General features: G+C 46.8%; 9 protein-coding genes. All 9 read left to right on the top strand.

The window, feature by feature from the left end:
- A partial coding sequence (locus tag VIP81_RS10680; protein ID WP_331959684.1) for a SusC/RagA family TonB-linked outer membrane protein occupies window positions 1-2020 on the top strand: 2020 nt, incomplete at its 5' end.
- 39 nt (window positions 2021-2059) lie between these two features.
- On the top strand, window positions 2060-3637 hold the full coding sequence (locus tag VIP81_RS10675; protein WP_331959681.1) for a RagB/SusD family nutrient uptake outer membrane protein: 1578 nt from the start codon (window positions 2060-2062) through the stop codon (window positions 3635-3637).
- 42 nt (window positions 3638-3679) lie between these two features.
- Window positions 3680-5299 (top strand): carbohydrate-binding protein, encoded by a 1620-nt coding sequence (locus tag VIP81_RS10670; protein WP_331959678.1) that lies wholly within the window; start codon window positions 3680-3682, stop codon window positions 5297-5299.
- A gap of 8 nt (window positions 5300-5307) precedes the next feature.
- Complete coding sequence (locus tag VIP81_RS10665) at window positions 5308-6369, top strand: DUF5007 domain-containing protein (RefSeq protein WP_331959675.1); 1062 nt, start codon at window positions 5308-5310, stop codon at window positions 6367-6369.
- A 61-nt stretch (window positions 6370-6430) separates the two neighbouring features.
- Window positions 6431-9628, top strand: a complete 3198-nt coding sequence (locus VIP81_RS10660) for a SusC/RagA family TonB-linked outer membrane protein (RefSeq protein ID WP_331959672.1) — start codon at window positions 6431-6433, stop codon at window positions 9626-9628.
- 29 nt (window positions 9629-9657) lie between these two features.
- Entirely contained in the window at window positions 9658-11166 is a 1509-nt protein-coding gene (locus VIP81_RS10655; protein WP_331959669.1) for a RagB/SusD family nutrient uptake outer membrane protein, read from the top strand.
- A gap of 11 nt (window positions 11167-11177) precedes the next feature.
- Window positions 11178-11888 (top strand): fasciclin domain-containing protein, encoded by a 711-nt coding sequence (locus VIP81_RS10650; protein WP_331959666.1) that lies wholly within the window; start codon window positions 11178-11180, stop codon window positions 11886-11888.
- Window positions 11889-11914: 26 nt separating this feature from the next.
- On the top strand, window positions 11915-13513 hold the full coding sequence (locus VIP81_RS10645; protein WP_331959663.1) for a DUF5008 domain-containing protein: 1599 nt from the start codon (window positions 11915-11917) through the stop codon (window positions 13511-13513).
- A gap of 25 nt (window positions 13514-13538) precedes the next feature.
- A partial coding sequence (locus tag VIP81_RS10640; RefSeq protein ID WP_331959660.1) for an alkaline phosphatase family protein occupies window positions 13539-14316 on the top strand: 778 nt, incomplete at its 3' end.

Here is a 14316-nt window from a genome sequence, read left to right as displayed (position 1 = left end):
CATGTTCGAAATTAACATGGTACCCGTGAGCTGGCTCACCATGTCGGCCATGATCAACGCTACCCGCCTGGAACGCCAACGCAACAGATCCCTGCGCGATCGTTTCGCCGGGGTACAATATATGCCGGACCTGGGTGCACCACTACCACCCAATAAAGAGGCTTACGGCGCCTACCTGGGTGAATACGATAAATCTTTCGACAGAAATAAAACCAATAGTATCAATGGCTATTTCCGGTTGAAAGCTGCGTACAACGACTGGAGCTTTACGTCCAGTCTCAGCGCAGATTACAACGAAGGCCTTCGGGATCTTTTTTATCCCAGCACCCTCATGGAAACCATCAACTACGTATCCAACTATTTCGGCTATAATCAACGCGTGAGTTTTAATAACACTTTCACCTTTCATCACCAGTGGGCCAAAAAACATGACCTGAGCCTGGAAGCCGGGCAGGTGTTTGAAGCGGACTTTAACCGGTATAACTACAGCTACGCCTACAATGGACCCAATGATCTGATCAAACTGAATTTAAGTAACTCAGATCCGGGCAACTCCAACTATTTATTGCCCAGTGTATTCAACCACTCGCTGACGTTTATGTTCCTGGATAAGCAGCGCCATCGCCTGTTGTCTTTCTACGGTCGTGGTGTATACCGCTACAAAGATGCACTGGACTTTTCTGTGCTGGTACGTTCCGACGGATCTTCCAGCGCACAACCAGACAACTGGTGGACGGTATCACCGACGTTCTCCGCCGGATGGAATGTAAAAAATACTTTGCTCGCCGATCAGCAGACTATCAGCGACTTCCGTTTGCACGGCAGCTGGGGCCGCATTGCCCGCTTGCTCACAGATGATCGTTTCGGAGAAGGCCCACAATATTTATCAGATCTTTCTTTCAGCAATAACCCGCTGAAATTTTCCTATAACGGATTACCTGGTTTATCCAGACCTTATTCCACCGGTTATGTGGGTACGGGCATTAAATGGCCTTACTCCGATCAGCTGGATCTCGGACTGGATATGAGTTTCCTGCAGCAACGCATCAGCGTGTCGCTGGATGTATATAATAAAACAGACAACAACATGCTGTTCAATGTACCGGGAGGTGCAGAGTATGGCTATACATCTATTTACCAGAACGGCCTGAAAGTCCGCAACCGCGGGGCAGACCTGAACATACAGGTTAATGCTTTGCCTAAAAAGAGTAAGCTGCAGTGGATGCCATCTGCCAATATTAACTATAACCAGAATACCCTGCTGGCCTTACCAGGCGGCGCTACCGAAGTAATAACCGGTACCGGCGCCAATGCCCGGATGTTGAAAGTAGGCAGTGCCATCGATCAGTTCTGGGTACTGGAAAATAAAGGCATTTATAATCGCGAAAAAGATATCCCGGCGGGGAGCACTTATAAAGGTACGCCACTGTCGGCCGGTGATCCTATCTGGAAAGATCAGAACAACGATAATGCCATCGACGATAAAGACAAAGTGCTGAAAGGACATTATCTGCCCAAGGTATCCGGTGGCTTCAGCAGCGATTTCGTGTATAAGAATATCACTTTCAGCTTCACCCTGTATTATGCGTTAGGCAAAGAAATCCTGAACCAGGATATGGCCAACCACCTGGACTTCATCAATCACGAAGGACAAAATTCTATGGAAGCCGTGAAAGAAATCACTTTCTGGCAAAAGGCCGGCGATTATACCCGCTACCCACTTTATAATCCGTGGAGTAAAGTGGGTGGCTATCGCGCCGATCAGGACCTGTTCCTCGAAAACGGTTCCTTCCTGAAGCTGCGGAATATTTCCCTGCAATATGATTTTACCAAAACAAGATGGTGGAAAAGAAGCTCACCGCTGCATGGCCTTACCATATACGGTACCGCCAGCAACCTGTTCACGATCACCCCTTATACCGGCGGAGATCCGGAACTGATTTACTTCAATGGAGTAGACAACGGTTATGGACAACCCATTTCCCGGACTTACACGTTGGGTGTAAAAATGGATCTCTAGGAGACAGAAAATTAAATGAACAGCATAAAATGATTTTGAATGAAGTATTCATTTTTTTGTACCAATAATTACAGGAAGGCGCCGGTGGTAAAAGGGCTGTTGCTGATGTTGCTTTGTGTAAGCACTTTTACAGGCTGCCAGAAATTACTGGATATCGACTCCTCTCATGCCGTGGCGGAGAAAAATATGTGGAATTCGCATGAAGATACCCGCAGCGCCCTGATTGGCGTATACGGATTAATGCGCGCAGCACTGGCTAACAACAACGCTTTCTGGATGTACGGTGAATTGCGTGACGGTGATTTTGCTTCCGTACAACGCCAGGATATTGACGCCATCATTAAAAATAACCTGCACGCACCACTGGATATGCTCAACGACTTATCTAACTGGCGCCGGTTTTATGCAGTCGTCAATGCAGCCAATCTTTTCCTGGAACATGTAGGCGACGTGAAACAGCGCGATCAGCGTTACAGTGAGCAGAATATGAATGTGGATGTGGCGCAGATCCGCTTTCTCCGCGCCTTTGCTTATTTCAATATGGTAAGGGTTTGGGGAGACGTACCACTGATTACTACTTCCCATGATGGGGACTTTGTCAATAAGCCTCGTGATAAACAGGCAACGGTACTGGCTTTTATAGAAAAAGAATTACAGGCCGCCGCTGATTACCTGCCTTATAATTATAGTTCAGATGATCCGCAGCAGCTGGGACAATATTATAACGAAGGAAAAGATAAATGGAATGGTGTACTGGCGCGGAAATTAAGTGCCTACGCACTCATGGCACATGTGGCAGCATGGCAGGCAAAGTATTCTTACGTAGCCGCCTATACGAAATTTGTGATCGATAATGCAGGTAAGGGCACCATCTCCTTCGCCAACTCCGATCAGCTAACCGCTTCCAACGGATTTTTCTCCGGACGTGGTGGTAACAATGTAATCAGTAATCATATGATTGCTTTTGATTTCGAATTTGCCAACGGCGATGCTTCCTATTCCGGACACCTGGAAGAACTTACACTGGCAGCACCTTTGGTATCCAAGCGTCAGCCGGAAATTTATGTGCCTAAAGATACCATCCTCGGTTTATTTGATCAGACCGTAGACGATCGTTTCAGCCTGGATAGTATCAAAGGAGAACCAACCAGCGATCGCTATTTCACCAGCTTCGACAGTCATACCCCCATCTTCTCCAAAATAAAAGTGGTACAGGATGGTGCTACCTCAGATCCGGACTTCCGTCTCTTCGGCAGCGCGATCATCTTCACCAGACTGGAAGAAATTGCCTTGCTGAGAGCAGAAGCACTGGCAGTGCTGGGAGATACAGGCGGCGCCGCCGACCTGCTGAATCAGATTCGTGACCTGCGCAAATTATACCATTACAATGCAGAAAAAGAAGGGGACCTGATCAACGCCATTTTCCGCGAACGCCGCAAAGAACTGATGGGAGAGGGATGGCGCTGGTTTGATATCATCCGGTATAATAAACTGAAACGCAATGATGCCCGGTTCAATCAACTGATTGATCAGGGTGGTATTTACTGGCCGGTAGCCGAAAGTTTATTGTCGCAGAATAAACTCCTGGTGCAAAACCCTTACTGGATCAATAAATAAACGAACCCTCTTTTTCTATTATTAACTAACAAATTATTTCTCATGCGAAAGAACATATTTCGTTTAGGTGCAGTAGCAGGACTGGTGGTATTGTTCTTGTATGCCGGCTGTAAAAAGGATAGTGGGTATTATGCCAATGAAAATAAGCTCACCGAATTTTCCGGCAATACCTACGATTTTCTGAAAAGTCAGCCGGGAGTATACGATTCCTTCCTGTTTGTCATTGATAAAGTGAAGCTGACAGATAGCTTGAAAACAGGCAGCTTCACCGTGTTTGCCCCTACCAATGCCAGCTTCCAGGAGGCCATTTCCAATATGAATAACCTGCGTAAAGCACAGGGCCGTCCTTTACTTTACCTCAATACCGTAGATGCGAATGAACTGGATTCTCTCGCTGCCCGCTACCTGATCCGCGGCATTGTTCCATCAGATAGCATGGCCGGACAGGATGGTATTAACCTGCTCGGATCGCGTTATAATTATGTGATGCACGGCAGACTGGTGAATACCCGTGCCGAAGGCTATACAGAGGGAGGCCCCGGTACCATTGAGTTTAGCAACACCAAAGGCGTGGTGTATACCCGGCAGTGGATCAGCAGCAAAACAATACAACTGGATATTAAAACACAAAACGGACTGGTAAATGTGATGGACAGAAATCACATTTTCGGATTCGATGAATTTATAGGTCGCGTGAATCCCACGCTGCCAGTGCCTTTCAATGGTGATCCCTTGCCTATCCCCGGCACTATTTCTTTTGATCAGTTCGACAAAGGTGGTGAGTCGGTGGCTTATCATGATAATGATCCTGCTAATAATGGTGGTAAATATCGCCCTAATGAAGGCGTGGACATCCAGGATGCCGGCAACGGTGAAAATGGCTATGATATTGGTTGGACCAGCTCCGGCGAATGGCTGTCCTATACGGTGAATGTGAACGAAGCCGGTACTTATAAACTGTATTTCCGCGCTGCTTCTTCCAAAGGAGATGGAGATGATGCAGGTTCTATTCACCTGGAACTGGATGGTACTACCATTACCGGAAATATAAAAATAAAAGGCACCGGTGGTGATCAGAACTGGCGCGAAACGGTGTTGACCACCCACGAGCTGCCGGCAGGTAAACATGTGCTGAAAGTAGTGTACGACCTCGCCAATTTTAATATCCGCTTTATGAGATTTCTGCCGGATGGCAAAGCTTACCCTGTACCCGGCACTATTCCGGTGGAAGAATTTAATCCCGGTGGAGAAGGTGTAGGATATCATGATGCAGATGCTTCCAATAACGGCGGCAAGTACAAAACCGATCAGGGAGTGGATATAGGCCAGGCAAAAATTGGCGGTGGCTATGAAGTAGGCTGGACCAGCGATGGAGAATGGATGGACTATACTATTAATGTACTCAAAGAAGCAGACTATTTCTTTACCGCCAGAGTAGCCAGTCCGAACGTGCCTAATGGCAATAACCGTTTCCATTTTGAAATAGACGGACAGGATGAAACCGGCCCCATGACCTGCCCTAATACCGGCGACTGGTCCAACTATGTAAATATTACGGCTCTCCGTCCGGTACACCTCACCAGAGGTGAGCATATCATGCGGTTTTACCTGGAGAACGGCAACTATAATATCAGATCTTATACAATCAGTGAAGTTAAATGATGAACATCATGGCTACCATATTTAAACACAGACGTACTGCTTTTTTTGCGTTGCTGATCGTAGGGTTGGCAGGTTGCAAAAAATGGTTTCCGGAAGACCTGGACTATCTGAGTCCCCGGGCAGTGTATACACAAAAGTTGTTCAATCCCATCTTAGGTCGTACTACGGTGTATTCCATGATCTTTAGTTCTGATAACTCCACCACGCCGATTACTTTCAAGATGGTGAACGTACGTTACCGCTCTACCGGCGAACCTACGCATGACCTGGAAAAAGTAGTACCGGTATGGGTATGGAAAGAAGGCTATACCGGCAACGAGAAATCCCTGCAGGAGATCGAGAACAAGCGGGTACAGGAAAATCATTCCATCTGGGAAATAAGAGAAAAATCAGGGGACCTCATCTTATGGTCCGCGGCAGATAGCAGCATGCTGCGCCAACAACCGGATTCCGGTTACCTGTTTGATGTGGTGGCCACCAATTCCGGAGGTACCAATACTTACAAAGACTTGATTCTGGACCCATTGCGGGAGTTGCCTTACAGCCCGTCTAAAGACATTGATCCGCTCACGGGCGGGCAGGCAGTTTCCTACTCAGATGATTCTACGAAGATTACTTATCTCTATGCTTCTCCCAACATCAGCAATATGCTGGGGGATAGTACAGAGCTGCCGATCAAAGGAGATAGTGTGAAAGTGCTGTTCAGAAAAACGGGCGCCGGCAATTCACTCTCGTTTAAATTTCTCGACAAAGACAGTGCGATCATCAACCCTGCCAAATTTAATACTACCGGCCCACTGGACAGTTTGTTGCACGGCTTTAATGTAAGAGCTACGCCGGAGTATATCCGTTACGATGTAGCTTATCCTGTACCCGTTATCAAATACGTTACCCGCTGGACTACCGGTGATGGCTCACAAACCAAAGTAAAATTTGCATTCGACAGGAAAGGCTATGGTGGCCGAAATGAAAGAGGGATACTCGATTTTTCCTTTGCCATTTATCAGAAAGGCGACTGGGAAGTGATCTTCTATTTCTTTGGAGATACGCCACGGTTCAGGAACGAATAAGGCGGGTATAATGATCCGGTAATGCTAATGAATCACATTTTGACATAAATGATCTGGTGATATGAAACCAAATATATTTAACACATTTTTCAGCCATAACAACTACAGGCATTATTTTTCAGCCAGGTGCATCCGTGCAGGCGTTGGGCTGCTGCTGTTGCTGATGGCGCATACATTCACGCTGCAGGCACAACAGGCGAAGGTCACCATCACCGGTATGGTAAGTGACAAAGCTTCTGCCGAAGCCATGGTGGGCGTAGGTATCATGGAGGTACTGGGAAAAGAGAAAAAGGTCATCGGGGTAACAGATTCTAAAGGAAACTTCAGCGTGAAAATATCGCCGGAGGCTTCCCTTGCTTTCCGTTATATCGGTTACCGGGAGTATACCGTAAAAGCAAAACCGGGAAAACCGATAGACGTGCGTTTGAGTATCAGTGAAAGTAAACTGAATGAAACGGTGATCATCGGTTATCAGAATAAAACGAGAGAGCTGACAACAGGTAGCTCTGTGATCATCAGCGGTAAAGACCTGCAGGATGTGCCGGTATCTAACGTAGAACAATTGTTACAGGGTAGAGTACCCGGATTGAATATTCAGAATAACACCGGTGCGCCCGGAGGCAGGGGTATGGTGGCTATCAGGGGACTGTCCAATATTACCGTTACCGGTAGCGGTTCCAATGCATTTCTGTCGCCTACCTCGCCGCTGTATGTAATTGATGGGGTACCGGTAGATGCAGATGCCAACTTCTCTTACGGTTTCCAGACGCCAGGCCCGGGTGTAAGCCCCCTGTCGCTCATTCCGCCGGAAGATATCCAGACACTCGAGGTACTGAAAGATGCACAGGCAACCGCGCTATATGGTTCCAGGGCAGCCTATGGTGTAATTGTGATCACTACCAGGAGAGGGAGTTCCAAAATTCCGGTGGTACGTTATACCGGCAACTTCTTTATGAATACCGCCCCTAAATTACGGGCTACTGTTGGTGGTAACCTGGAACGACAGATCAGGGTGAAAGAAATCCTGCAATACGGTACCTATAGCGATCTGCTGAATATGTCGAAAACCCCTTTCCTGGCCGATAGTCTGAATCCTTACTGGAACAGCTCTACCAACTGGCAGGGTGTTTTTTACCAGAATACTTATAATCAAACGCATGACATCAACATCAGTGGTGGTGATCCAACCTTCAACTATAAAACGGATTTATCTTATTACCATGAAAATGGGGTGATTAAAAATACCGGTTTTGATCGGTATGCTATTAATACTAACATGCTGTATCAGCCCAGTCCTAAGCTGAAAGTATTTGCGGTGTTGAATACGCAGGTAGGCAATCGTAAACTGGGTAGCGGTAATGGGTTATTGCAAACAGGCGTAGCGGGTAACGGACAAAAATCTTCCCTGCTACCGGCGCCGTCTTTTTACCAGAGTACCGCCGATTATCTGGGCGCATTGGAAGTAAAGAATGATAATAAAACACTGAACCTGACCTCGAGTATAGATGTCACTTATCCGCTGATAGAAGGATTGAGTCTGAGTTCCAACGTCAGCTACAATTATGGTTCCAATACACAGGATGAATTTACGCCGGCAGCCGCCAATAATGATTATTCAAGGATCAAGGCATATGACGACCGGAATTTCCAGTTGTATAACCGTAACAGCATTACTTATTTTAAAAGTATTAATAAGAAGCACAATTTTACGATTACTGCTTTTAATGAAATTTATAACAAAGGATTTCAGGCAAAAGTAATACAGCAGGAGCGACTGCCGAACGATCAGTACCAGGGCCCCCTGGGCTACGGTGGCGATGTGTCTAAAGGCGGTGGCCTGCTGAGCAGTTACAATGAAAACCATAGTGCTGCTTTTGCCGGATTGGTATCCTACAACTTCAAACAACGGTATGTATTTGAAGCCAGCTACCGCGCAGATGGTACTTCTTCTTCCGGATTTGACAATCCGTATTCCAAAAATCCGGCCCTGGGTCTTCGCTGGAATTTCAATAAGGAAGATTTTCTTGCTGATAAGAAATGGTTGACCTATGGTTCCTTACGCGGTACCTGGGGGCAGAATATTTCCCCTTCGGGAGACATTTTCTCTATCTATGGTACCTATCGCCCCAATGGTACTTACAATGGTAACCCGAGGATAGGCTCTGACTTTTATCAGTTACCGAATCCTTATTTGAAACCAACTACCACTACACAATATGATCTGGGGCTGGAAGCAGGCTTGTTTCAGAGTCGCATAGAGGTGTTGTTTGACGTGTATTACAAGACGGTAGAAAACCTGTTGCGTACGAAGAAATTGCCGGATATCAGCGGCTTTAACCAGGTGAACACCAACGAATCGGCCATCGCGAATTATGGTTATGAGCTGATGCTTACTTTTCGGCCGCTAAGGGCCAGCAGCCCCGTGCAGTGGAGCGTTTCCGTAAATGGCGCCCTCAATAAAGATATCCTTACCCGTTTACCCGGTAATGCCCGTCAGCTGATACAAGATGAAGGTACCGGGCAGAAAACCGTTTACCGGGTAGGCCGCAATGCACTCAGTAATTATTTGCTGACTACACAAGGCGTATTTGGCAGTACCGCTAATGTGCCTATTGACCCGGCTACCGGCTTAAGATATCGTACCGAAAATGGAGAGTATTTCCAGGGTGGTGATCCTAATTGGGTAGACAGAAATGGTAACTATATCCTGGACGGTGATGACTATACGATTGCGGGTAATTCTCAGCCACTGGTAACAGGAGGGTTGCAGTCTTATCTGACCTACAAAAATTTCACGTTCAATATCAGTGCGTCTTATGTGGCCCTCAGGGATATCCTCAATGATGCGCTGGCGCAAAGACTGGCGTATCTCGGCGGACCGTTCAACCAGAATTCGATCGTGAATTTCAATGACATTGACTATTGGAAAGGCAGTGGCAGCACGGCTACTTATTCCAATCCTTTTGACTATACCCGTGCCGGAGCCATCAATCCTTACAGAGCAGATCAGACATTGTTCCAGGAAGATGGTTCTTATTTTAAGATTAACACGATTACGATCGGATACCTGTTGAACAAGAATATGACGAGCCGCTACGGATTTAAAACGGTGCGTATTTATGGAACCTGCAACAACGTAAAAACCTTTTCCAGCTACAGTGGTCCCAATGCGGAAAATGTGTCTCCGCTGGGCCGTGACCAGTCAGACGGTTACCCGATACCACGCTCCTGGAATGTAGGTTTGAACGTAGAGTTTTAAGATAAATGTTTATTAAAAAGTTATTGATCATGAACCGCAAGATTATCTGTTTACTCGCATTATTGCTTGCAATAGGTCAAAGTAGCTGTAAGAAATTCCTGAACGTGAAGCCATTGGACAGGCTTTCGGGAAACGCCTTTTTGCAGGATAAAAAAGACGTGGAAAGTTATCTCTGGGATAACTATGGATTGCTGCGTGATAAGCTGGGTTCCTGCCCGTTTTTACCCAATGCCGGCGACATCAGATCCGGTATGATGGCAGAACCGAAGGAAACCGCTAACCGCAATTATGTGCACTATGTTTCGGAGAATGACCTGGCCACCTTTATCAAAGTAAGAGGTGGGGATGGATTATACCACTGGGAAGAACTGACCCGTTGGCAGGGATTTTATAAAGTGATACAGGCGGCCAATATCCTGTATTATGAAATAGAAAACCGGAAGATCGCCGACCTGTCGGAAGCCGATAAGAAAAAGTACCGCGCCGAAGCCGTGTTCCTGCGCTGTGTGAGCTACTGGCTGATGATACGGGTATGGGGCGACGTGCCTTACTATAAAGATGCTTATTTCAGTGATCCGCTGCCCAGAGAAAATATGGTGACAGTAGCAAAGAATTGCCTGGATGACCTGAAGCGAGTAAAAGATGATTTGCCATGGTCCTATTCCGATCCGGCCTATGTAGGCGTACGTGCTACGAAAGGCGCTTTGCTGGCGCTCATGATGGAGCTGGACTTGTGGAATGCCGGCTTTGATAAAGCTAACGCCAAGGCATATTTTCAACAGGCCGCCGATATGGGAAATGAGTTGGTGAACAGCGGACAATATCAGTTGCTGTTGCTGACCGACTACCGTAAGCTCTTCCAGGGCCGTACCAAAGAAAGTCTTTTTGAAATTGCGCAGAATGCCAACTACAATGAAATCATCCGTTATAATACTTTTTCTGATCTCGTGTTGCACTTCCCTTATAAAAGGCCGGTGTCTACCCACCAATGGAGTTACTCTTATTACCGGGCTTCTTTCCTGAGTATGCTGTTTCCTTCCGGGCAGCCGGATGCGCGCGTGCAATACTGGTTTGATGAAAACATGCTGGCGGATAATGGCGACTTTCAATACCTGAAGTTTGTGAATATTTATGCCATCACCGATAATGAAGATTATAATCCGGATGGTAACGTGATTTTGTTCCGTTATGCCGACGGGCTGCTGATGCTGGCCGAAGCCGAGGCAGAACTGGGGCACGATGCCCCGGCGCTCACGGCACTGAACCAGATTCGTAGCAGGGCATTGGCCACTCCTATGTCAGGGATCACCGGCCCGGCGCTGAAAGACGCCATTTTTGCGGAGCGAGCCAGGGAACTGATGGGAGAAGGACACTACTATTTCGATCTCGTAAGAACAGGCCGCATATTCAATTCCAAATGGTGTTTTTATCCGCTTACCCAATTGCAGTTTGATCAGGGTGGATGGACATGGCCGCTGGACCCCAACGTACAGGAGCAGAATCCTTTTGTGCAATTAAATACTTACTGGACCAAGTAAAATCATCAACTATGTACTTACTAAAGAAATATAGCCTGCTGCTGATCTTCGCGCTGACCGGATTGATGGCCTGTAAGAAGGATGATTATTATCTCGACTCAGGTTTAGCCAATCCTTATTTTAAAGGCACCGTGGTGGATTATCTGAATGCGAAACCTTTCTATTTCGATACCATCGTGAGCATCGTGAAATTAGCCGGGATGGAAAGTATCCTCACCAGGGATACCGTTACTTTTTTTGCACCTACAGATTATAGCGTGCAGAATCTGATCCGCGATTGTAATGCTGATTTATATAACAATGGTTATGATACCATCCGGTCGCTGCAGGATGTGCCTAAAGAGATCTGGCGCAAATACCTCGGCAGCTACATTTTTCATGGCGCCAATCAGCTGAAGGATTATCCGCAGATCGATTACTCACTGCTGATCAATTTCCCCGGCCAAACCTACTATTCCTGGGATATGCAGCCCATGAATATTGGGGTAGAATATAACTCCGATAACGGCGTAAAGTATGTAGGCTACCGGCAACTCACCATCGGCTACATTCCGGATATTTCAAAACCTACCAACTGGATAGTGGCTAAAGTGGCCTCCTGTAATATTCTTACCGACAATGGGGTGGTGCATGTACTGAATGCTGATCACTTCTACTTTGGATTTGACAGGGATAAATTTTCGAAGGATATGCAGGCCGCATTTGCTTCCTCCGGAAAGTAAAAAATATATAAAATAAAAATTGGCAGATGAGACGCATATATAAATACCGGAACGTACTCTTTTTATCAGGCATGTGTGCGCTGCTGTTCAACAGCTGCACCAAAAAAGATAAAGTGTATGATGATCCTTATGCCGGTGGCAAGCCTGCATTAGGCATTCAATTGAGCACAGATCTTCCGAGTCCCCGCTTAGGTGATCCGGGTACTACGGTTACCTATAAAGCCACCGGGCTACTTCCTTTTAAATCCAGTCTGCAGTTTTTTTTAAATGGAGAACTGGCACAAATAGTATCGATAGACAGTAACAGTATCCAGGTGAAAGTACCTGAAAACGCCAGCACCGGTATTGGGTACGTAACGGTGGGTGACCGGATTGTTTTTGGACCTGTTTTTCGTGTTAATGGTAAACTGGGACTGGACAATACTTTCAAAGCAACGGTGGGTTCCAATGGTTATATCAGTCAGGCATTTCCTATGCCAGATGGTCGGATCATACTCACCGGTGGCTTCTCTGATTATGAAAACAAAGGAGCAGTAAAACCACTGAACCGTATTGTGCTTACCTCCAAAGATGGAGAGCTGGACCGCTCCTTACAAACCGGTTCCGGTGTGAGCGGTAACCTGAATACCATTGCTGCTTTTCCGAACGGTAAAATGGTGATTGGCGGAGGTTTTTCCACCTTCGATGTACATCTCGGGGAAATCAACAACATGACGGTATTAAATAGTAACGGTACCATCGATAGTATGGTGGTGAGAACTTTCCTGGACCGCGATACGGTGCCTGCCTTTAACGGCGGAGTAGATGGAAATGTGCAGCGGGCCTTTGTACATGGCAACACTATTACGGCTGCCGGTAGTTTCAATTACTACCTGCAACGGGTATACGGTATTGCCGACTATCGCCGCAAACGCGATTCACTGGTGACAGATTCTGTCAGAATAAAGAACGTGGTGCGTTTGTTTGCAGATGGCTCCCTGGATTCTTCCTTTAACTACAACTTCCTGCTGCATCGTAGTAACGACGGCCCTAACGGCCCTATCAACGATGCTTTTATGACAGATGATGGAAAGCTGATCCTGGTAGGTCGTTTTACAAAATACAATAATGAAGCCGTGAATAACATTGTACGGCTGAATACCGACGGCGCTATTGACCGCACCTTCCAAACAGGAAGCGGCGCCGATAATCCGATTTCATCTATCACCTATAACGACGCCACTCGCCGGTATACATTGTCTGGCAGCTTCATCACCTTCGACGGAAAAGTCCGGAACGGACTTGTGATGTTGACAACCGAAGGTGCGGTGGACCCTACGTTTAAAGGAGCCGCAAGAAATAGTGAAGATAGTTATTCGTATGCCAAACAGCTGTCTAACGGCATGGTGCTGGTGAGTGGTTATTTCAAAAGTTATGGTGGCGTGCACCGCGGCCATTTTGCCTTGCTGGATGCAAGCGGTGCGCTGGCCAAAGGATACAACACCACCGGCGACGTGGACGGCATTGTCACCGGCGTACAGGAAACCCGGACTTTTTCCGGTCAGCTACAGCTGTTGATCACCGGCGGATTTTCCAAATTTGATGAGCAGCCTGTCGGTAATATCACCCGGCTTTTACTTAAATGATCGTAACATTTTAATTCATTGAAACATGCCAAAAAATAAAATAATGCGGGAGCTGTGGATGATGTTATGCCTGCTGACAGCACTGTTGACGGGAGGCGCCTGTAATAAAGGATTTGACCGGGTACTGGCACCAAAAGACTTTACAGATACGACCAGCGCAAGTGTGAAAAAACCGAAAGTATTGATGGTGATCATCGATGGCGCCCGTGGACAGTCGGTGCGTGATGCCAATGCCCCCAATATTACCGCGCTCACAGACCACGCCATTTTTAGCTGGAACTCCATCACAGATACACAAATTGCAGACTATACTACCTGGGCCGATCTCCTCACCGGTGTACACAAGGAAAAACATAATATAGATGGTAATACGCTCGACGGTAACAACCTGAACAACTTCCCGATGTTCTTTAAATACATCAAGGAAAGAGCGCCTCAAACACGCATAAGCACTTTTAGTTCTTCCAATGATCTGGGCAACCTGGTTACTAATGCTGATGTAAACAAAGTGTTTGCAGATGACGATGCGGCCACTACTACGGCTGCACTGGGAGAGCTGGCCGCAGACAGCACCGGCCTCGTCATGGTGCAATACAATGAGGTAGATGTTAATGGGGCACAATATGGATACGATCTGAGTGTACCACAATACCGGGCGGCCATTCTTCAAACAGATGATTATATTGGTCAGCTGCTCACTGCGGTGAAAGCCCGTAAAACCTATGCCGGTGAAAACTGGATGATAGTCGTGGCGTCTAATCACGGTGGCAACTATGCCATACTACCTACGGAAGATGATCATA

Source organism: Chitinophaga sp. (assembly GCF_036566945.1).
Taxonomy (GTDB): domain Bacteria; phylum Bacteroidota; class Bacteroidia; order Chitinophagales; family Chitinophagaceae; genus Chitinophaga.
The sequence above is the reverse complement of the archived record's forward strand: the minus strand, read 5'-3'. Positions and strand labels throughout refer to the sequence as shown.

Bases quoted from the DNA above. Each gene is read 5' to 3' on its own strand.
- VIP81_RS10675 (WP_331959681.1), top strand. From the start codon at position 2,060: ATGAAGTATTCATTTTTTTGTACCAATAATTACAGGAAGGCGCCGGTG.
- VIP81_RS10670 (WP_331959678.1), top strand. From the start codon at position 3,680: ATGCGAAAGAACATATTTCGTTTAGGTGCAGTAGCAGGACTGGTGGTA.
- VIP81_RS10665 (WP_331959675.1), top strand. From the start codon at position 5,308: ATGGCTACCATATTTAAACACAGACGTACTGCTTTTTTTGCGTTGCTG.
- VIP81_RS10660 (WP_331959672.1), top strand. From the start codon at position 6,431: ATGAAACCAAATATATTTAACACATTTTTCAGCCATAACAACTACAGG.
- VIP81_RS10655 (WP_331959669.1), top strand. From the start codon at position 9,658: ATGAACCGCAAGATTATCTGTTTACTCGCATTATTGCTTGCAATAGGT.
- VIP81_RS10650 (WP_331959666.1), top strand. From the start codon at position 11,178: ATGTACTTACTAAAGAAATATAGCCTGCTGCTGATCTTCGCGCTGACC.
- VIP81_RS10645 (WP_331959663.1), top strand. From the start codon at position 11,915: ATGAGACGCATATATAAATACCGGAACGTACTCTTTTTATCAGGCATG.